Origin of the sequence: Granulicella sp. WH15, from assembly GCF_009914315.1 — a bacterium.
Taxonomy (GTDB): domain Bacteria; phylum Acidobacteriota; class Terriglobia; order Terriglobales; family Acidobacteriaceae; genus Edaphobacter.
On the sequence record NZ_CP042596.1, the window covers coordinates 588,067 to 607,242 of the forward strand.

Sequence of the window (19,176 nt, forward strand, 5' to 3'; positions counted from 1 at the left end):
TTTTTACTGCTTCGCGTGGTCCTCCCGCTGGTCGGAAACGAATATTGCTCGCTGCCGACCAACGGGAGGCCCTCAGCAGATAACTTGCCCATGCTGCCCCGAGAACCGCACGAAGTGCCGCCCGCCCGGCGTTAGGGCGCTTTTGCTTTAAAAAGACGAAGGGCCGGGAGTGATCCCGGCCCTTCGTCTTTCCAATACCAACTTACGCGTTGGTGGCGAGCGCCTCGCGTTCCTTCTCGGCCTTTTCCGCCTTCTTGGCTGCCAGGGTGTTCTGCCCCAGCTCGGCCTCCAGCTTCTCGGTCGTGTAGGTCTCGATGATGTCGCCCACGCGGATATCCTTGTGGCCGGCCAGATCGATACCGCACTCGACGCCATCGCGAACCTCGGAGACGTCGTCCTTGAAGCGCTTGAGCGAGCTGATCTTGCCCTTCCAGACCTCCACACCATCGCGCAGCAGGCGAGCCTGCGAACTGCGCTTGATGAGGCCGTCGGTCACGCGGCAACCCGCAATCTGACCGACCTTGGTGATCTTGAAGACGTTGAGCACCTCGGCCCGTCCGGAGTAGTTCTCCTTGAAGACCGGATCGAGCAGACCGTACATGGCCTTTTCGATCTCGTCGCGCAGCTCGTAGATGATCGAGTGCAGACGAATCTCGACGTTCTCGCGAGCGGCAACCTCGGCAGAGTTGCGGTCGGGCCGCACGTTGAAGCCGATGATGACGGCGTTCGAAGCGGAGGCAAGCAGTACGTCCGACTCGGTGATCGCGCCGACGCCGGAGTGCAGTACGCGCACCCGGATCTTCTCGGTCGACATGTGCTGCAGATCCTCGGCGATGACCTCCACCGAACCCTGCACGTCGCCCTTGACGATCAGGTTCAGGTCCTTCGTTCCGGCCTGCTTGATCTGCTCCGCCAGGCCCTCGAGCGAGACACGCGCGCTCTTGGCCAACTGCGCCTCGCGCTCCTTCATCTTGCGGTACTGCGCAATGCCCTTGGCCTTGTCGCGGTCCGCCATCACGATGAAGGTATCGCCTGCGTCCGGCATCCCTTCGAGTCCAAGGATCTCGACCGGGGTCGAGGGGCCTGCGGTTTCGATGGGACGTCCACGGTCGTCGAACATGGCGCGGATCTTACCGAAGGTGTTGCCGACGATGTAGCTGTCGCCCAGCTTCAGGGTTCCGTTCTGCACCAGGATCGAGGCGACCGCACCGCGGCCACGGTCGAGCTTGGCTTCGATGACCGTACCGACGGCCGGACGATCCGGCTGCGCCTTCTGCTCGTTCACGTCGGCGACCAGGCAGATCATCTCCTCAAGCTTGTCGAGGTTCAGGTGCTTCTTGGCCGAGACTTCGACGAACTCGGTGTCGCCGCCCTGATTCGAAGGCTGCAGGCCGCGTGCGGCGAGCTGCTGGATGATCTTGGCCGGGTTGGCGTCGGGCTTGTCGATCTTGTTGACCGCGACGATGATCGGCACCTTGGCCGCGCGTGCGTGGTCGATGGCCTCAAGCGTCTGGGGCATCACACCGTCGTCGGCCGCGACCACGATGACGACGATGTCGGTCACCTTGGCTCCGCGAGCACGCATACGGGTGAAGGCCTCGTGACCAGGGGTATCGAGGAAGACGATCTCGCGTCCGAAGGCCGGGGAATCCGGCTTCGTCACATGGACCTTGTAGGCTCCGATATGCTGCGTGATGCCGCCCGCTTCGCCGCCTGCAACGTCGGTCGAGCGGATCGCGTCGAGCAGCGAGGTCTTACCGTGGTCGACGTGACCCATGATGGTGACCACCGGGGCGCGGACGATCTCGACCATGCCGGTCGTGTCTTCGAGGAAGCCCTCGATGGCCTCGTTCTCGAGCTGCTCTTCGACCGAGATGACCTGGGCGTCGGCTCCGAACTGGCGCGCGACATCCTTCACCAGCTCGCCGTCGAGCGACTGGTTGACCGTGACGAATACACCCTTCATCAGCAGGATCGCGATGAGATCCTTGCCGCGCACGTCGAGCTTCTCGGCCAGATCCTTCACGCTGATGCCTTCGGTCACCGTGATGGTCTTGGTGATCGGCAGGGGCTCGCGCGACATCTGGATGCCGCCGTAACGCGGTGGCGGCTGGAAGCCCTTCATCGGGCCTTCCTTCACCTTCTCGTAACGCTGTCCGCCGCGGCGCTGGCCGGGACGTGCCGGGCGCTGTCCGCCGGGAGTCTCACCCGGTCCGGGCATGGCTCCGGGAGCGCCGGGCGCTCCGCCGGGACGCGGTCCACCGAAGCCCGGACGCGGCGGGAAGCCGGGACGGGAGCCGGGGGCAAAGCCGGGGCGCGGCGGTCCACCCGGACCTCCAGGACCCGAAGGCCCGCCGGGATAGCTGCGGGTGGGGTGCATGGGGCGGCGTGCGCCGGGGGCCATGGGGCCACCCATGCCGGGGCGTGAGCCGGGAGCGCCGGGTCCGCCCATGGAGCCGGGTCGGGGACGCTCGAAGATGGGACGGCCGCGCGGAGGTGCTCCGGGAACCGGCGCGGGCGCGGTGTAGATGGGGCGCGGGCCGGTCTGCGGCATGATGATGCGGCGCGCCGGAGCGGCCGGAGTGGCGGGTGGTGCCGGAGCCGCAGGGGCTTCGGCGGCTGGAGCAGTGGCTGCTGCTACCGGCTCGGCTACGGGTGTTGCGGGAGCCGGTGCGGCGGGCTGGGCTGCTGCGGGAGCAGCCGGAGCTGCGGCCACAGGAGTCGCGGCTGGAGTCGGAGAGGCGGCAGCTACAGGAGCGGCCACGGCGGGCCTGGGGGCCGGAGCCGCGACGACGACCGGGGCAGTCCCGGCAGGGCGCGAGAGCGGCGAGTTAGCTGGAGTTGCTCCGGCGACCGGAGGCCGAACGACGACGGTCTGGGCCGGGGGACGGCTGGCGATCGCCGGTCCGCCAGCAGCGGGCGGGGGAGCGACGATGCGAGCGCCCTGGTTCGGCAGCGGCACGATGCGCCGGGGAGCCGGAGGAGTGTTAGGTGCGGGAGCGGCGGCAACCGGCGGCTGAACCCGAGGGGCAACCGGAGCAGTCGCAACCGGAGTTGCGGCGGCGGGAGCTGCCGGGGCCACGGGAACGGCAGTTGGTGCCGGAGCCGCAACCACCGAAGTTGCGGGTGCACCCGCAACGGGGGCAGCGACCGCAGGCCGGGCTACCGAAACTGCCGGAGCAGCCGCTACCGGGGCCGCTACGACAGCGGGCCGTTGCGGCGGGGCGTTCTTGGCTGCGTTCTCAGCCTGCTTGCGCTCGAGGATTGCCCGCATGGCATCACCTGGCTTCGATACGTTCGAGAGGTTGAACCGGCGCGCTGGCTCTGCGGGACGGTTGGCGCTGCTGCCACGGTTGCCGCCGTTGAAGTATCCACGGACCCGCTCGGCCTGATCCTCTTCGATCGAACTCGAGTGGGTCTTGCCCGTCACCCCGAGCGCTTCGAGCGCGTCAAGAATCGGCCTGCTTTTTACTTCCAGTTCCCGTGCCAGATCGTTAATGCGAACTTTACTCATCCGTCCCTTTTCATTTACTCCACCCGCGGCGCTAGCTGTTCATATCAGCCTCGTTCGGAGCAAATTGCGATTCGTCTCTATTATCACTGAAATCGCGGCAATCGCGATTCAAAGTATGTTTGCTTGCGTGGCTGGAGAAGCTAGCCACGGTCGTTTCCGTCCATATCGATGCCCTCGTCCGAGACCTCTTGCGCCTCGTTCACCAGCTCATCCACACTGTCGTTGTCCAGCTCGATCCGCTCTTCGCGGCGATCGGCTTCGCTGAAGCTGTCGCTCGTCGATTCGCGGTCCTCTTCTTCGGCGATATCTTCGCTCGAAACGCCGCTTACCTCTTCGAGATCACCGTGACCGGCCTGCTCGGAGAGAATCTCTTCGGGAGTCTTGGACATGGAACTCACCTCGTTGTGCTCGTTGGTCGAAGCCGGGTCCGTGGTCTCCGTCTGCGCGGCGGCTTCGGCGGTTGCGGCAACAACAGGACGCTCCTCGCCCTCTTCGTACTGGCCGAAGTAGTGGCGCACCGCGACCGAGATCTTCTCGACGGTCTTCTCGCCGATGCCCGGAACCTGCTGCAGCTCCTCGGCGGTCATATCGGCCAGCTCTTCGACCGTGGTGATGCCCGCCGTAATCAGCTTCTCGAGGATCTGCTCGCCCAGCTCGGTCACCTGCTCGATGGGCGTGGTCGGTCCGCCCGACATCGCTTGCATCTGCTGCTCGACCTCCTGGCGCTTCTCCTCTTCGCTCTTGATGTCGATCTTCCACTGCAAGAGCTTGGCTGCGAGCCGCACATTCTGGCCCTTCTTGCCGATGGCCAGCGAGAGCTGCGTGTCATCGACGATGACCTCGATCTGCTTGTCGGCCAGGTCGGTGATGGAGACGCGGCTGACCTTCGCGGGTTGCAGCGCCTTCTCGGCGAAGGTCGTGATCTCGTCCGAGTACTCGATAATGTCGATCTTCTCGCCGCGCAACTCGCGAATGATCGACTGCACGCGCATACCCTTCATGCCCACGCACGCGCCCACCGGATCGACGTCCTTGTCGCGGCTCATCACGGCGATCTTGGTGCGCTCACCCGCTTCACGCGCAATCGCGCGGATCGAAACAGTCCCGTCGTAAATCTCGGGAACCTCGCTCTGGAAGAGGTTCTGCACCAGCGCCGGAGCCGCGCGGCTCACGATCACCTGCGGACCTTTGGCGGCGCGGTCCACGCGCAGCAGCACCACGCGCACGCGCTCGCCGATGGCGAACTGCTCCAGCCGCGACTGCTCGCGCTTGGGCATGCGGGCCTCGGCTTTGCCCAGATCGAAGATCACGTCCATCGGCTCCAGCCGCTTGACGGTGGCGTTCAGAACCTCACCGGCGCGGTGGTTGTACTCGTTATAGACGGTGTCGCGCTCGGCTTCGCGCACCTTCTGGAAGATGACCTGCTTGGCCATCTGGGCGGCGATGCGGCCCAGCGGAGTGGTGTCCTTGTAGAAGCGCAGCTCACCGCCGACTTCGACCTCGGGGGCCAGCTCGCGCGCCTGCTCGAGCGTCATCTGGTTGACCTCGTCGTCGACCTGCTCGGTCGACTCGACGACGGTCTTGTAGACGTAGGCGCGAATCTCACCGGTCTCGCGATCCATCTCGCCGCGCATGTTTTCCTGCGTCTTGTAGAACTTGCGGGTCGCGAGCGCGATCGCGTCTTCTACGGCGCCGATGACGACATCCGCTTCGATACCCTTGTCCCGGCTCAACGTCTCGATAGTCTGGTACAGAACACTTGCCATTGCTCACTCGTCCTTACTTTGCACATTGCATCTGTTCGGATGCTTTCCTGCGAGGCTGCGGCGATCGTCCGCCGTGCCGGTTCGCCCTGGAGAAAAAGGGGGCTATATCTCTGCGATCAGGCTGGCCTTTTCCACGTTCGAAAGGGCAATCTCGACCGTCTGGTCCTGGGCTGCTGCGGACTTACGCGCCTTGCCCTTCTGCTTCACCGCCGCCAGGTCGAGGGTCAGGTTATTGCCCTCGAACCGGGTGAGACGGCCTTGAAACTGCCGGCTCTGGTTCACCGGCGTAAACGTCTGGAGCTTGACCAGGCTGCCCTGAAACCGCGTGTAATCTGCGGGTTTGGTCAGCTTGCGCTCGATGCCCGGAGAGGAGACCTCGAGAGTGTACTCCGCGCCGGGGATAATGTCTTCGACGTCGAGCAGCGTCCCAAAGTCGCGGGCAAACTGTTCGCAGTCCTCATGCGTCACGCCCGAGAGCATCTCGACGGGAACGCCCTTGGGGAGCTGCGGGGCCTCTTCGTCGCCCTCGCCCGCCTCCGCGGCCTTGGCCAGCTCGGCCAGTTTGGCGCGTCCCTCGGCGTCCTTCTCGATATAGATGCGCAGCGTGCGGAACTTGGCTCCGCCCGAGAACTCCACGTCGACCACTTCCAGATGGTGCGACCCGGCGACCCGCTGCGCTACTGCCCGAATTTCATCCAACTGAATTGCCATAGCCTTGAAATCTTTCGCTCTCTAAAACCTTTGGAGCAAAGAAAAAGTGGGCGTCAGCCCACTCCTCCCTTCCGCCCTCCCCCGGTGTGTTCACGCGGGTCTATCTGACGGAACAAATTCGTCGCAATCTTGATGATATCCGAATTTCGGGCCGATTTCAATCGGGTAGAGGAAAAGGGAACTCAGGAGGACACGTCGGGCCAGCAGAAACGAGAAGTCTGGGATCGACTCTCCGGCAAATTGCTTTTCCTGTAAGATTTCGTCCGAATCGACATCCAGTAAAACAAGGGACGGGAGAGAAAGAGAATATGCGTGGAGTTGAAAGACGCCTTGGAATCATTGTCTGTCATGTAGGTCTTCTTTTCATCGCTACGCGTGCCCTCTCTGCCCAGACGCCCGTCGAGAGCAGCTCGGAGACGCGGTTCCAGCTCGACCTGAAGGTTCCGGATGCCGCGCTTAAGGCCATGCTGCCAGGGGGATTTACCTCGAGCGTCGCCGCGCAGGGCCCGGCGAAGGATTGCAACCTGCGCCTCGTCTTTATCGACCGCATTACCGTAAACGCCCCCGAGGGCAAGCCCCTCGGCAAGGGGTCGAACCGGCTGGCCTACCTGGTTGCACCCGCCAAAGACGCCGCCGGAGCCAGCGTCCAGGTGGTCATCGGCGGCATCACCGAAGACCCGAACGACGCGCCCGGCCCCTTTGGCAACTATCTGCCCGCAACGACACACGAGATGCACAAGACCACCACTGCTGGAGCCTCCGGCCCCATTTTGGAGACGCAGGACTGGGTCTTCGCGGCCAGCTCCGGAGAGCATCTGGAGCTGCACATCAAGTACGAGCGCGGCGTGGGGAATCGTGGAGCCGCGTCTGACGCGAAGTTCTACTCGGCCAAATCCCCTGCGCTTTACCAGATCTCTCATCAGGAACAGGTGCTCGATATCCTGCGCAACACCACGACGAATCCGCCGGACCGGGTCAAGGAGTTCACGCTCAAGGCATCCGGCGGCAGCTACGACAAGCTGCTCGACAGCACGGTAAAGGTCTTGAGCTGGGACAACATTCTCTGGATTAACCGGACTGTCTCGAAGCCTTGACGAGCTGAGAGTAGTCTCCCGATTACCAGAACCGCTGATTCCAATATGGTTTTGGCCGTATTGGTGCGTCGAAACGGCACAGAACACATCAAATCTCGATAAGTTTATTTGCTCTCAGCCCGGGACCTCTCTACAATCGAGCAAATCCGAACCGGCCAATGAGCCCCAGACGAGCCCGGCCAACAGTCGCCCGGCCTAGAAAATCGAGTAACCATGATCATCGCACCGATTCCCGAAGCACTTACCTTTGACGACGTCCTCCTCGTCCCTGCCTATAGCGAAGTCGTTCCGACCCAGGTCAGCACCCAGGTCCAGCTCACCCGCAACATCACCCTGAACACGCCGCTGATGTCGGCCGCCATGGACACCGTCACCGAGTCGCGCCTCGCCATTGCGATGGCGCAGCAGGGCGGCATGGGCGTCGTGCACCGCAACCTCTCGATCGAGCAGCAGGCGATGGAGATCGACAAGGTGAAGCGTTCTGAGAGCGGCATGATCGTCGATCCGGTGACGATCTCGCCCGAGCAGCGCGTCTCCGACGCCCTCGACGTGATGCGGCAGTACAAGATCTCCGGCGTGCCGGTCACCAAGAACCGCAAACTGGTCGGCATCCTGACCAACCGCGACCTGCGCTTCGTCTCGCGCACCGACCTCACGGTCGATTCGGTGATGACCAAGACCAACCTCATCACGGTCCCTGTTGGGACAACCCTCGAACAGGCCGAACAGATCCTGCACCAGCACCGCGTCGAGAAGCTCCTCGTCGTCAACGACGAGTACGAGTTGAAGGGCCTCATCACCGTTAAGGACATCCAGAAGAAGCTGAAGTACCCGAACGCCGCCAAGGATTCGCAGGGCCGTCTGCGCGTGGCCGCGGCCATCGGCGCGACGGGAGACTTCCTCGAGCGCGCCGCCGAGTTGATTAAGTACCGCGTGGACGCTCTCGCTATCGACTCCGCGCACGGCCACTCCTCGCGTGTGCTCGAGGCCGTTCGCGAGTGCAAGGCGGCCTTCCCGCACATCGACCTGCTGGCCGGAAACGTAGCCACCTACGACGGCGCGCTGGCCCTGATGGACGCGGGCGCGGACGCCGTGAAGGTCGGCATCGGACCAGGCTCTATCTGCACCACGCGCATGGTCACGGGCGCGGGTATGCCGCAGATCACCGCCATCTCCGAGGCCTTCCGGGCCTCGCAGGAGCGCGGTATCCCCATCATCGCCGACGGCGGCATCAAGTACTCGGGCGATATCACCAAGGCCATCGCGGCGGGAGCCAGCGTGGTCATGATGGGTTCGCTCTTCGCCGGTGTGGACGAGAGCCCCGGCGAGACGATCCTCTACCAGGGCCGCTCGTTCAAGGCGTATCGCGGCATGGGTTCTCTGTCCGCGATGGCGCAGGGTTCGGGCGAGCGTTACTTCCAGGGCAAGGAAGACATGAACGAGTTCACGGCGGGCGACCGGCCTTCGCTGACGGCGCGCGAGGGAGCCTCGCAGAACCGGCTGGCCAAGTACGTTCCCGAGGGCATCGAGGGCCGCGTGCCTCATCGTGGGCCGCTCGAGGCGATGGTCTACCAGCTCGTCGGCGGACTGCGCTCGGGCATGGGCTACCTGGGCTGCGGAAGCATCCCGGAGCTGCAGCAGAACGCACGCTTCATCCGCATCTCGAACGCCGGACTGCGCGAGAGCCACGTGCACGATGTGGTGATTACCCGCGAGGCTCCGAACTATCACGCCGAGTAGGCCCTCTGCTGCTGTTACCGTTAAGGTTCATGCCCAACATCTTCCGTTACAGGCCGGATCCTCTGGCGATCCGGCTGCGCACCTCTGGCCTGGGACAAGTCGGCGTATGGCTGCCGACGCTCCTGGCGATGGGCGTCATCGCGATAGAGTCGACGCCCACCTTTGGGGCGCAGCAGACGAGCGGCTGGCTGCGTCCGATCTTCGAGCGGTTTATGGGGGCGATGTCCGAGAGCCGCTGGGAGGAGATGCATCATCACCTGCGCAAGACCGGCCACTTTACGGGATACGGGCTGGTCTGCCTGGCGTTCCTGCGCTCGTGGCTGATTACGCTGGCGGGGCAGGTGGATGTCAGCCTGCGCGGCTGGCGGGTGCGTGCGAGTGCTGCGGCTCTGTTCTCGACGGCCTGCATTGCCAGCCTCGATGAGTTTCATCAGACGATGCTGCCGAACCGCACGGGCACGCCGTGGGATGTGCTGCTCGATAGCTGTGGTGGGCTTTGTATGCTCCTGCTGGTCTGGCTTTTTCTATGGTTGAAGAGTCCTGCCGAGCAGTTAAATTAAGCCTTTCACGCGAAGCGTCCAAAACCGCACGAAGTGCCGCCCGCCCGGCGCAAGGGCGTCGTTGCGGTTGCCTGTTTTCTTGGTTGTCATTCAGGAGCGAAGCGGAGGAATCTGCTTCTGTTTTTGCCGTTGTTTTCCAGGAACAAAAACAAAGACGTCCTTGCGCCGGGCGGGCGGCACTTCGTGCGGTGCTCGACGCTGCGCGTGTTTTAGGTGCTGCCGGATAGATCGAACGGACGATACGGCTTGTTCAACACCATCGCATCGAACCGATGCCGTGTCCGAAATCCCGAGGCCAGATAAAGCTGTACCGCAGCGCTGTTCTGCTCGCTCACCGTCAGGGTAATTGCCTCATACCGCAGCGCGGCCAGCCGTTTCATCGAGTGCTCCAGCAGCAGCCGCCCCAGCCCGCGCCCACGGTACTCGGGAGCCATGCAGAGCTGCGTGATATGCGCCACATCCGCCGCGATCCGCGAACCCAGCACCACGCCTGCCAGCGCCTGCGTCCCGCGGTCGCGCAGCAGCCACGAGGCCTCCGCATCAAACTGCCCACAGCCGGGAAAGCGCACGATATTGTGCAGAAACCGCAGCGAGCCGTGCAGCGTTCGGTACTGGTCGTTGATCTCCGCGTCCAGGTGCCCTGCGTAGGCGGCATGGATCAGCTCGGCCACCGGCTGGTATGCGGAGGGCGTCCACGGGCACAGCTCCATATCGGGCGGCATCGCAATCGCCGGAGACCAGCTCCGCGAACGCGCCGCCAGATCGCACTCCTGGTAGAGCCGGGGAAAGCGCACGAAGCCCGCCTGACGAAAGGGCTCGGCCAACTCGAACTCGTTGTAGAGCAGCAGTTGCGACTCGATGCGGTCGAGGTCGGGCGAGGCCGAGGCGACCTCCAGCAGGTGCTTCAGCAGCAGCTCCGGCAGACGCCACTCCGGGTCGATGGCGTGCGAGACGTAGATGTCGCCGATGACTGCCTTGTAGCCCTCGTACACGCAAAAGATGTAGCCGATGACCTGTCCGCGCAGCGTGGCGACGAAGCCCGGCAACATGCGCGAGTCCAGATACTGCAGCAACAGCTCGATGGAGTCGCGGTAGTCCCAGAGCAGCCTCTGCTGCCACGCGGCTGCCTCCTGTTGCAGTAGCGGACGCAGGTCGTAGGCGGAAAAATGCCGCAGATCCAGCACCTCGACGCGGGCAAGGGAGGAGGCGGCGGTCTGGGGGACGGTGGCCATAGCGGTCGCCGAAGCGCGAAGCCTCGTTGATTGAGCTTATCGGCTAATTGGGAAAACGGCTATGGCTGTGCGTAGACCCGGTATACCGCAAGTCCCTGCTCGTCATAGAGAAAGAGCGGCTTGTACATGCGCCCGGCGAGCCAGCGGTCGAGTTCGCCCTCGTCCGCGCTGCGGATGACGAGCAGGTGCTCGGCTCTGGGCACGCCGTCGGAGTCGTAGTGAACCAGCGGCTCGTTACGGTAGAACGCCAGCCCGTAGTCCATATCGCGTTTGACCGACTGTACCGCCAGCAGCTTGACACCGGGGGCGTGGCGCTCGATCTCCTGGGCCAGGGGCCGCGCCGAGTAGTTCAGGTCCAGCTCGCGTCCGTGGAAGCCGAGCAGGAAGATCAGCGTCAACACCACCGGGATCAGCGTCGCGTTACGCACTGCCGGGATGCCGTAACGGCGGATCAGCAGCACCATCACCATGCCGATGAGTACGGCAGCGGCGGTAGCGGCGGCGAGCCAGCCCGCGGAGGGCACCAGGGTCTCGTACTGCATGTGCTGCGGGGCCAGCGTCAGCACAAAGACCAGCACGGCGCTCAAGACGGCGTGCGACCAGAGCAGCCACGGCGGCAGGCCCTCGCGGCGGATGCGGTTCAGGTAGTCGCCGGTCAGGATGGTCAGGGGCGGCAGCGAGGGCAGGATGTAGCCCGGCAGCTTGGACCCGGAGAACGAGAAGAAGAGGATCGGGAAGAGCGCCCACAGCACCAGGAACTCGGGGAAGGCGTCGCCCGCGCGCGAGTGGCCGAGGTACGGCTGGGGCTTGCGGCGCACCTTCCACTCGGCGACCGAGGTGTTGATGGCGTCGATCAGCGCACGGCCCGCCAGCACGGTCCACGGCATCAGCGCGATGATGAGCACGGCCAGGTAGTACCAGAAGGGCTGATGGTGCTGGTAGCGGTTGGTGGCGAACCGCTCGAGATTGTGCTCGAGGAAGAACTGGCGGTAGAAGTCCGGGTTACGGCGCTGGACGGCGATGTACCAGGGCAGCACCATCAGCAGGTAGAGAATGATTCCCGGCAGCCAGATCGTCCGGCGCAGCAGCGTCCACTCCCGGCGCAGCGCTACGAAGAGGAAGATGATGATGAGCGCCATGAAGGGCGCGACCGGCCCCTTGGCCAGCGTGGCCGCCGCGCCGAAGAAGTAGAGGTCGAAGAGCCAGAACTTCTTGCCGGTCTCGTACCAGGCGTACCAGCCCAGCATCCCGATGCAGAACGGCGCGGCGAGCTGCATATCGGTGGAGGCTCCGCGCGAGAACGAGAGGATGCCCACGCAGGAGCAGGTAATCAGCGCCGCGTCCAGATGCCCGCCCGGCCGGAAACGCCGCATGTGCAGGAAGATCAGCACGATCAGGAACGCCGCGCCGGAGGTCGAGGGCAGCCGCGCCGACCAGTCCGAGACGCCGAACTCGCGGAAGAAGCTCATCGCGCGCCAGTAGTAGAGGGCCGGTTTCTCCAGCCACGGCTGGCCGTAGAGGATCGGTGTTACGGTTCCTGCCAGTAGACACTGCGTGGCGCGGGTGATGTCGTCGCGCCGAAGGCTGTGCGGCACCATGTCGGTGTGGAGCTGGGCGCAGGTGGTGTCATGCACCTTCAGCATCTCGCGGGCCACTTGGGCATAGCGCGGCTCATCCGCGCCGACCAGTCCGAGCTGCGCGCCGCCGGTGACGGGCATAAGCCCGTACAGCAGCAGGAAGCCGCCGATCAGGCACAGGGTCAGGATCTCCCACGGCGAAGGCAGCTCCGGGTGATGGAAGAGGCGGCGATACCACGGCAGCTTCGCACTGATTTGCGCGGCACCGTCACCGGTGGAGGCGGGTTGGAGAAAGTCGTTCACTTTGGTCAGGCTGGGCGAGACAAGGCTAACAGAGTTGCACTCGATAGACGGCTAAGAATGCCCTGCGCCAGCTCGTCCATGGTTCCGGGCAGGGTGACGCCGCTGGCGTTACGGTGGCCGCCGCCGCCGTAGTGCTCGGCCACCTGGGCGACGTTGACCTCTCCCTTGCTGCGCAGGCTCAGGCGGATCTCGTTCGGGCCGTCCAGCTCGCGGAAGAAGGCCGCCAGCTCGATCCCGGCGATGCCGATCAGCGTGTTGACGATCCCTTCGCAGTCCTCCGATGTCGCTTCCGCCTCGCGCAGCTCGCGGTCGCTGATCGACGTCCACGCCACCGCGCCCTCGCGCTGCATCTTGTTCAGCGCGATGCCGAGAACGCGCAGGCGGCTCAGAGGATTGGAGAAGATGACGGCCTGCGCGATCCGGCCCGGCTCGACGCCGCGCTGGGTCAGGTCGTGCGCCATGGCGAAGGCCTCGGCATTGGTGGAGGAGTAGGTGAAGCCGCCGGTATCGGTCAGCAGCCCGGTGTACAGGCACTTGGCGATGGCTGTCGTGATCTGGAAGTCGGGCGAGCTGAGCGCGATCCGGTAGACCATCACGGTCACCGCGCAGGCTCCCGCGTCGATCCAGTTCAGCGCGGCGAAGTCGCGGCCGCTGCTGTGGTGGTCGATGTTCAGCAGCATCCGCCGCTCCAGCCCCGCGATCCCGGTGCGCTGGGTGCTGTTGCACTCCAGCAGGATCGCCGGACAGGTCTCATCCCCGGCGTGGTCGGCGATGCGAATCTTTTCGATCCCCGGCAGCGCGTCGAAGTTCGCCGGGATAGGCCCGGCCAGCACCATGTCGACGGTGCAGCCGATCTGCTCCAGCAGCCCGCCCAGCGCCAGCACCGAGCCGACGGCGTCGCCATCCGGCCGGGCGTGGGAGGTGATGAGAAAGCGGGGATGCGCCCGGAAGGCGGCAACAAACTCCGCGATGATTGCGGCCTCAGTCATTATTTCTCGGATACCGGGGCTTCCTGGGGGCTTGGGGCGGTCGAGACGGCTTCTTCCGTAGCGCGCTTGCGATCGCGCTTCTTCATCCGCCCCAGCAGCTCGTCCATGCGGCCGGTCATCTTCTCGGAGCGGTCGATGGCGAAGACCAGCTCCGGCACATGGCGGACGCCCATGCGCTCGCGGATCTGCGCCCGTATGAAGCCGCGGGCTGTAGTCAGGGCGGCCAGTGTGGACGCCTCTTCGGCCTCGCCGCCGTGGACCGCGACGAAGACCCGTGCGGACTTGCCGCCGGGCGTCAGTACCACCTCGGTGACGACGGAGGGGAAGATTCTCGGGTCGGAGAGTTCTCCTTCGAGCATCGCGCCGATCTCCTCGGAGAATGAATGGGCGACCCGGTTGCGGTGGTAGGTTCTGGCGCGTGGTTCAGGCATGTTTCACTTCCCTAAAGAACCAGCCTAGCAAATTTGCCGTTTTTTCGATAATTTTTACGGTTGCAACAGGGACTAATCGGGCAGAATTTCGGCGTAGGAGTCGCGTATCTCGGCGCTCAGGGTGGTGCAGATGCGATGCGCGGCCTCATCGATCTGCTGGAGCTGGCCGGTGAGGTAGTTGGTCGAGCCGGAGATGGCGGCGATGCCGATGGTGGCGCGGTTCCAGGCCACAGCCTCATCCAGCTCGGCGACGGAGATGTTGAAGCCGTGGCGGAGCTTGTCTTTGAGCGAGCGGACGACCTGGCGGCGATCTTTTAACGACTGCGCGTGGGGAATTTCGATCTCGAGGATGACGCGGCCAATGGGCATGGTACTTCGTACCGTTCTCGGTGTTGTATGGGCAAGATTATCCTCTTTGGGCCTCCCGCTGGTCGGCAGCGAGCATATTTTGTTTCCGACCAACGGGAGGACCACGCGAAGCCTTAAAAAGGCGTGCAAACGCCCGCTCTCCGCGCAGGAGGGCCGTCCGGCAGGACACCTGCCGGTTGCGCCGGGTGGCGGGAACCGATAAAATCTCACGAATAGCCAGAATTTGATCTGCGAGTTCTGAATGTCGTTTGCAAATGGCAAACGGAAGAAGTGATTCGCGCGGATCGAGTGCAATTCTGGACCGAAGGCTTAAGCGTAGACTTCTTGGCGCGGCGGTCCGTCAAACTCATCTGAATAGGACGCCGCTTGCCAGCAAACCCGAAAAAACGCTTTTACATCCTCTTCGTCAGCCGCGACACGGACGGAAACCTGCACAAGGTTCCGGTGCCTCTGCGCTATGCCTATCTATTTGTGGCGGCAGCGGTTATCGGTATGTTCACCATCACGGGAATGGCTGGGTCTTACTCGCGGATGCTGATTAAAACGGCGCGGTTCAACCAGTTGCGGGCCGATCACAACTCGCTCCAGAAGGACTACGCGCACCTGGAGAAACAGGCGCACGAGAAGGATATTCAGGCGGCCTCGCTGGGTTCTCTGGCGAGCGAGGTCTCGGCGCTGTACGGCCTGACGACCAGCAAGCTGGCCGCGGTGAACCGGGGACGGACGACCAAGGGCGCGAAGCCGGTCGTCGTCGATGCGGCCAAGTCGGCTGGGACGGCTCCTCTGGCCGATATCAGCGAGACGAATGTAGCCAGCCTGGCGGACGACAGCTATACCAAGTCGCTGGACGCCTTTTATACCCTGCGCTCGAACGCGATGAGCGGCGATACGTCGCGCTTCCTCGCTACGCCGGTGGATACCCCGCTCGGCGGGATGCTGCATCCGCTGGGCCGTGGCCGGGAGTTCGGCGGTCTGGACAGCGGATTGGACGTGGCGGATTCGCCGTCGCTCTGGCCGGTTACGGGACCGATCACCAGCAGCTTCGGCCAGCGGGAGGACCCGGTGCTTGGCAACGGTGAGGGTGAGTTCCATCCGGGCATCGACATCTCGGCGGTGCAGGGAACGCCGATCCACGTGACGGCGGACGGCGTGGTGCAGTCGGCCGAGTTCGTGAATGGCTACGGGCGCATGGTGGCGGTGGACCACGGGCACGGACTGGTGACGATGTACGGGCACATGAGCGGTTTCGCCGTGACGGCGGGCCAGCAGGTGAGCCGGGGCCAGGTGATCGGTTATGTGGGCCATAGCGGCCGCACGACAGGCAACCACGTTCACTACGAGGTTCGGATCAGGAATACTCCGGTCAATCCGCACAAGTACCTGCGGCAGACGCTGGCGCAGTTGGGTGGCGGGTTGCCGGGAGCGCAGTAGGTCTGAGCCGCGGAAACACGCGCAGCGTCCAAGACAGCACGAAGTGCCGCCCGCCCGGCGTGAGGGCGCTTTTGCTGTTGCTTCTGAGCTACGCTCTCTTCAACCTATCCACAAAATCCTGCTATCCAAAAGCGCTGAAGGCGCGCTCTATACCAGCCTAGGGCAAAGCCCTAGGTAACCGTGTGCATAGGCAAGGTGAGGGCTGAAGGCCCGACCTATCCCTTCGCGTGGTCCTCTTAGTGCAACTGGCCAAGCCTCTTAAGCAGATCGGCGGGCAGGTCGGCTGTGAGGATGGCCCGGTTCTTCTTCTGCTGGATGTGAATCGAGGCCGTCAGGTCCCGCAGGGTGCGGTCGCTATCGGTGCGGGCTGGTACAGGTTCTAGCGTGCGCAGAACGGCCAGCAGTCCAGTCAGCGCCTGACTGGACTGCTGCGCGTCGGCATCGCTGGGGGCGAGCTGCTCGATGCGCAGGTGGAGCTGCGAGGTGTAGCGGAGGCTGGCGACAAAGTCGGTGTCGCTGGCCAGCGGCAGCCCGAGGCCCATGACGCTGATATGACCGTCTTCCGCGAACGGTAGGCCGATGCGCCCGATGGCCCAGGCTGAAGCGAAGGACGGTACATCAGCGTAGCGAGCGGACAGGAGCAGTGGGCCGCTGACGAAGCTGCCTCGGCTGCGGTCGAGGATGGCGTGGATCTGCTCCGGCGTGGGGCAGTTGGAGGCGGCGATGGTGGTGGCGTCGAGTTGCGCGACGCGCAGGGTGCGGCCGTCGCTGGGGATGAGGTAGAGGGTGTGACCCGCGTAGGTCTCCTGCGCGCTGGCGATGGAGGCCAGGTAGCGGGTCAAGCGAGCGGCGTCGAAGCGTCCGACGAAGACTTCGGAGAAGGCCACGGGGCCGTTGGGGCCATGAGGGTTGGGCATGGCGTGGAGCGCAAAGGCGGCGGCGTCCAGGTCGCGCTCGGGCACGATGCCGGTGGCGTCGATGAATTGCTGAAAGTCGGGCGAGCGCGTGATGGGGTCGCGGTCGAAGTGGGTGGCCAGGCGCAGCGGAGCGACATCGAGGAAGACGATGGCGTCGGCTTCGGGGAGGAGACGTGCGGCTCGGGGGGCGGCTTTGGCGTGGAGATAGAAGGCCAGGGCCGCGATGGCGATCAGGACTACAGCAACGCCGAGAATAAGAGTGGTGCGCTTACGCATGGTGGGTTTGAGTTTACAAGCAACGACAACTACGCCCTAGCGCCGGGCTGGCGGCACTTCGTGGGGTTCTCGACGCTTCGCGTGTTACGTGCCTACTCGACGATGGCGAAGGTATAAATCTTGCCGCCGTTGGTCACATTGCCCGTGCCGGGCGGCAGGATGCCGTACTCTCCGCCGGGCGTCTTCTGGTCCAGCGTGAAGGTGTAGGTATGGGGCGCGGTCTGCACGGGTGAGAACGGCATCTCGTCCCTCTTGGCCCCGCCGGTCGAGTGGATGACGCCGCCGGTCAGCGTGCGGAATTCGCGGTCCTTGCTGTTCAGGCGGAAGAGGATCAGGTCGTATTCGCTGGCGGTGACGCCCTCGGGCGTGCAGATGAGGAACTCGATCGGCCGCGCCAGCACCAGCTTCGACTCGCGCCCGTAGACGCGGCCGTTGCGGTCCGGCTTGATGATGCCGTTGGTGACGGTGGACTTGATAAAGCCGCCCGAGACGACGTGGACGGTCTCCGAGTCCATCGGAACCCACTGGCCGTTGCGGTCCTTGTAGTAGAGGCCGGGCTCCGAGACCTCGGAGACGCGGACGACGGGCGGCTTCGAGCCGGGCGTCAGCAGGCGACGGTTGGCGGCGATCATGGCCTTCAGGATGGGGTCCGAGAGGCCCGCCTGCTTGAGTTTGACCAGGTTGTCGGAGTCGGTGTCGTAGGCTCCGGGCTGGGTGCCGATGGTCTGGACGATAAGGTCGTCGCCGAGTCCCGCATGGAACATCTTGAGGACGGAATCGTTGTTCATCACCGCCGGGCCGGAGTCCGCGGGCGGCGGTGGCGCGACACCGGGAGCCTGCGGGCCTTCGAGAATCTGCGGGGCGTCGGCGGTATGCGTTTGGAGCTGTGCCTGTGCGGCGAAACCGAAGGAGAGCAGCAGTGCGAGAGCGAGGATACGGCGCATAAATGGATGTCCGGCGAAGAGGTGAATTGTGGAGATTCTACCCTTCCGGGAAGGGCTTCCGGCTGGCGTTTTGTGCGCGGCCGGATTTGTGATAAAGTCAGGTCTTGCGGCAAGCTCTGCGCGGGCGGTTCTGCGTCGTTGGCTGGAGTTCTTCTGGCTGTAACGACAGGAAGGGTTCGAGTAGAGTAGATTCAAGGCTGTTTGGGCTGGCGTAGCTCAGCTGGTAGAGCATCTGATTTGTAATCAGAGGGTCGGGGGTTCAAATCCCTTCGTCAGCTCCAGTTACCTTAAAGCCAGTACATGCAGTTTGCAGGACGGATTTGGTTGTGCTGCTTGTCCCTTTCGTGGCTGCAGATCTCAAGCCACTCCCCTCGAAAAGAAGGTTCGCTTTCTTGAGTGGTTGGTGAGAGTCCTGCGTGGCGACAAGGTTCGGGCAGGGAAGTGCACAGGTGGCCGAGCGGTTAATGGCAGCAGACTGTAAATCTGCCACTCTTCGAGTTACGGAGGTTCGAATCCTCCCCTGTGCACCACTTACCTTTCCCGATTTGGCACGAGATGTAGAAGGACAGAGCGTATGGACCTGAGCCCCGGCAGCAACGGACGAATGGCCATCGCGCTGGTTTTGATGGGTCTGCTTGCGGTGTCGGCCTGGGCGACGATGGAGCCAGGCAAGTATCGGACACTGACGTTGATCCTGTTAGCTTTTTTTGCCGCACGCGTGATGCTCGGTAGGCTTCGTTCGCGGTAGGATAGTTTTGTTGTTGCAGTTTGGCTGGCGTAGCTCAGTGGCAGAGCACTCCCTTGGTAAGGGAGAGGTCGAGAGTTCAATCCTCTCCGTCAGCTCCAGAGTTTAGTAGCAGGGGTTTTACAAGCAGGGCGGGAGTAACTCAGTGGTAGAGTCACAGCCTTCCAAGCTGTTGGTCGCGGGTCCGATTCCCGTCTCCCGCTCCATCCGTTCCAAGTAGCAGCGCAGGAGTCCACGTTTGAGCACGACGTATGAGCAGCCGGTAATGCCGATCAGCGATCCGCAGGCCTATGGCGCGGTTCGAGCCGCGATCGAGAAGGCCTATTCGACGGCCAACGTAGCCAACTTTCTCCGCTCGCTGGAGCGGGGCAAGGTACGGATTCGCCAGTTCGAGCAGGTGCTGAAGCAGGGTCTGCTGGGCGCGACGATGGCAGCCAGCTACGACAAGCTCGAAAACGGCGACCAGGGACAGATCCGCGAGTTCTACCTGGCACAGCTCGAGCGCGTGGCGCCGGAGCTGAGGACGAAGTTCTTCAAGCTCTACGCGTACTACTGAGAGACAGCCGGACGCCTCTAT

16 protein-coding genes and 4 tRNA genes are annotated in these 19,176 nt (G+C 63.8%); 10 read left to right on the top strand and 10 right to left on the bottom strand.

Annotation, left to right across the window (positions count from 1 at the left end):
• Nucleotides 1–202: 202 nt before the first annotated feature.
• The 3 genes from infB to rimP all read right to left on the bottom strand — a co-directional run bounded on the left by infB (nucleotide 203) and on the right by rimP (nucleotide 5,991).
• Nucleotides 203–3,514, bottom strand: a complete 3,312-nt coding sequence (gene infB / locus FTO74_RS02645) for a translation initiation factor IF-2 (protein WP_162536753.1) — start codon at nucleotides 3,512–3,514, stop codon at nucleotides 203–205.
• Between the two features lie 140 nt (nucleotides 3,515–3,654).
• Nucleotides 3,655–5,280 (bottom strand): transcription termination factor NusA, encoded by a 1,626-nt coding sequence (gene nusA, locus FTO74_RS02650; protein WP_162536754.1) that lies wholly within the window; start codon nucleotides 5,278–5,280, stop codon nucleotides 3,655–3,657.
• 102 nt (nucleotides 5,281–5,382) lie between these two features.
• Nucleotides 5,383–5,991: a ribosome maturation factor RimP gene (rimP, locus tag FTO74_RS02655; RefSeq protein WP_162536755.1), complete on the bottom strand. Its 609-nt coding sequence runs from the start codon at nucleotides 5,989–5,991 to the stop codon at nucleotides 5,383–5,385.
• A gap of 308 nt (nucleotides 5,992–6,299) precedes the next feature.
• Between rimP and FTO74_RS02660 the strand changes: the two genes are divergently transcribed.
• From FTO74_RS02660 to FTO74_RS02670, 3 genes are all read left to right on the top strand, one after another.
• Nucleotides 6,300–7,085 (top strand): hypothetical protein, encoded by a 786-nt coding sequence (locus FTO74_RS02660; protein ID WP_162536756.1) that lies wholly within the window; start codon nucleotides 6,300–6,302, stop codon nucleotides 7,083–7,085.
• A 213-nt stretch (nucleotides 7,086–7,298) separates the two neighbouring features.
• Nucleotides 7,299–8,825, top strand: coding sequence for an IMP dehydrogenase (guaB, locus tag FTO74_RS02665; protein WP_162536757.1), 1,527 nt, complete (start codon nucleotides 7,299–7,301; stop codon nucleotides 8,823–8,825).
• A gap of 29 nt (nucleotides 8,826–8,854) precedes the next feature.
• Nucleotides 8,855–9,385, top strand: a complete 531-nt coding sequence (locus tag FTO74_RS02670; RefSeq protein ID WP_162536758.1) for a VanZ family protein — start codon at nucleotides 8,855–8,857, stop codon at nucleotides 9,383–9,385.
• 209 nt (nucleotides 9,386–9,594) lie between these two features.
• On the opposite strand, the gene FTO74_RS02675 is transcribed toward FTO74_RS02670, so the two are convergent.
• From FTO74_RS02675 to FTO74_RS02695, 5 genes are all read right to left on the bottom strand, one after another.
• The gene (locus FTO74_RS02675) at nucleotides 9,595–10,617 is read right to left on the bottom strand and encodes a GNAT family N-acetyltransferase (protein ID WP_162536759.1); all 1,023 of its coding nucleotides are present in this window, start codon (nucleotides 10,615–10,617) and stop codon (nucleotides 9,595–9,597) included.
• Nucleotides 10,618–10,676: 59 nt separating this feature from the next.
• A complete protein-coding gene (locus tag FTO74_RS02680; protein WP_255462461.1) occupies nucleotides 10,677–12,497 on the bottom strand; it encodes a glycosyltransferase family 39 protein in 1,821 nt (606 codons plus the stop codon).
• A gap of 5 nt (nucleotides 12,498–12,502) precedes the next feature.
• On the bottom strand, nucleotides 12,503–13,486 hold the full coding sequence (locus FTO74_RS02685) for a bifunctional oligoribonuclease/PAP phosphatase NrnA (protein ID WP_162536760.1): 984 nt from the start codon (nucleotides 13,484–13,486) through the stop codon (nucleotides 12,503–12,505).
• A complete protein-coding gene (gene rbfA / locus FTO74_RS02690) occupies nucleotides 13,486–13,917 on the bottom strand; it encodes a 30S ribosome-binding factor RbfA (protein WP_162536761.1) in 432 nt (143 codons plus the stop codon). The genes FTO74_RS02685 and rbfA overlap by 1 nt, the downstream gene beginning before the upstream one ends.
• A 72-nt stretch (nucleotides 13,918–13,989) precedes the next feature.
• A complete protein-coding gene (locus FTO74_RS02695) occupies nucleotides 13,990–14,286 on the bottom strand; it encodes a DUF503 domain-containing protein (RefSeq protein WP_162536762.1) in 297 nt (98 codons plus the stop codon).
• 366 nt (nucleotides 14,287–14,652) lie between these two features.
• Here FTO74_RS02695 and FTO74_RS02700 point away from each other — a divergent pair, with 366 nt between their 5' ends.
• On the top strand, nucleotides 14,653–15,717 hold the full coding sequence (locus FTO74_RS02700) for a M23 family metallopeptidase (RefSeq protein ID WP_162536763.1): 1,065 nt from the start codon (nucleotides 14,653–14,655) through the stop codon (nucleotides 15,715–15,717).
• 236 nt (nucleotides 15,718–15,953) lie between these two features.
• On the opposite strand, the gene FTO74_RS02705 is transcribed toward FTO74_RS02700, so the two are convergent.
• Together FTO74_RS02705 and FTO74_RS02710 are read right to left on the bottom strand one after the other, a co-directional pair.
• Nucleotides 15,954–16,910: a hypothetical protein gene (locus FTO74_RS02705; protein ID WP_162536764.1), complete on the bottom strand. Its 957-nt coding sequence runs from the start codon at nucleotides 16,908–16,910 to the stop codon at nucleotides 15,954–15,956.
• Between the two features lie 92 nt (nucleotides 16,911–17,002).
• Complete coding sequence (locus tag FTO74_RS02710) at nucleotides 17,003–17,854, bottom strand: hypothetical protein (RefSeq protein WP_255462462.1); 852 nt, start codon at nucleotides 17,852–17,854, stop codon at nucleotides 17,003–17,005.
• Nucleotides 17,855–18,059: 205 nt separating this feature from the next.
• Between FTO74_RS02710 and FTO74_RS02715 the strand changes: the two genes are divergently transcribed.
• The 6 genes from FTO74_RS02715 to FTO74_RS02740 all read left to right on the top strand — a co-directional run bounded on the left by FTO74_RS02715 (nucleotide 18,060) and on the right by FTO74_RS02740 (nucleotide 19,155).
• Nucleotides 18,060–18,135 (top strand) — tRNA-Thr (locus FTO74_RS02715).
• Nucleotides 18,136–18,297: 162 nt separating this feature from the next.
• Nucleotides 18,298–18,384: transfer RNA gene (locus FTO74_RS02720), tRNA-Tyr, on the top strand.
• A 44-nt stretch (nucleotides 18,385–18,428) separates the two neighbouring features.
• Nucleotides 18,429–18,602 (top strand): hypothetical protein, encoded by a 174-nt coding sequence (locus tag FTO74_RS02725; protein WP_162536765.1) that lies wholly within the window; start codon nucleotides 18,429–18,431, stop codon nucleotides 18,600–18,602.
• 23 nt (nucleotides 18,603–18,625) lie between these two features.
• A tRNA-Thr gene (locus tag FTO74_RS02730) sits at nucleotides 18,626–18,700 on the top strand.
• Between the two features lie 30 nt (nucleotides 18,701–18,730).
• Nucleotides 18,731–18,805: transfer RNA gene (locus tag FTO74_RS02735), tRNA-Gly, on the top strand.
• A gap of 32 nt (nucleotides 18,806–18,837) precedes the next feature.
• Entirely contained in the window at nucleotides 18,838–19,155 is a 318-nt protein-coding gene (locus tag FTO74_RS02740) for a hypothetical protein (protein WP_255462463.1), read from the top strand.
• Nucleotides 19,156–19,176 lie beyond the last annotated feature (21 nt).

Bases quoted from the DNA above. Each gene is read 5' to 3' on its own strand.
- FTO74_RS02685 (WP_162536760.1), bottom strand. From the start codon at position 13,486: ATGACTGAGGCCGCAATCATCGCGGAGTTTGTTGCCGCCTTCCGGGCG.
- FTO74_RS02725 (WP_162536765.1), top strand. From the start codon at position 18,429: ATGGACCTGAGCCCCGGCAGCAACGGACGAATGGCCATCGCGCTGGTT.
- nusA (WP_162536754.1), bottom strand. From the start codon at position 5,280: ATGGCAAGTGTTCTGTACCAGACTATCGAGACGTTGAGCCGGGACAAG.
- FTO74_RS02670 (WP_162536758.1), top strand. From the start codon at position 8,855: ATGCCCAACATCTTCCGTTACAGGCCGGATCCTCTGGCGATCCGGCTG.
- FTO74_RS02675 (WP_162536759.1), bottom strand. From the start codon at position 10,617: ATGGCCACCGTCCCCCAGACCGCCGCCTCCTCCCTTGCCCGCGTCGAG.
- rimP (WP_162536755.1), bottom strand. From the start codon at position 5,991: ATGGCAATTCAGTTGGATGAAATTCGGGCAGTAGCGCAGCGGGTCGCC.
- FTO74_RS02660 (WP_162536756.1), top strand. From the start codon at position 6,300: ATGCGTGGAGTTGAAAGACGCCTTGGAATCATTGTCTGTCATGTAGGT.
- FTO74_RS02710 (WP_255462462.1), bottom strand. From the start codon at position 17,854: ATGCGCCGTATCCTCGCTCTCGCACTGCTGCTCTCCTTCGGTTTCGCC.
- guaB (WP_162536757.1), top strand. From the start codon at position 7,299: ATGATCATCGCACCGATTCCCGAAGCACTTACCTTTGACGACGTCCTC.
- FTO74_RS02695 (WP_162536762.1), bottom strand. From the start codon at position 14,286: ATGCCCATTGGCCGCGTCATCCTCGAGATCGAAATTCCCCACGCGCAG.
- rbfA (WP_162536761.1), bottom strand. From the start codon at position 13,917: ATGCCTGAACCACGCGCCAGAACCTACCACCGCAACCGGGTCGCCCAT.
- infB (WP_162536753.1), bottom strand. From the start codon at position 3,514: ATGAGTAAAGTTCGCATTAACGATCTGGCACGGGAACTGGAAGTAAAA.
- FTO74_RS02705 (WP_162536764.1), bottom strand. From the start codon at position 16,910: ATGCGTAAGCGCACCACTCTTATTCTCGGCGTTGCTGTAGTCCTGATC.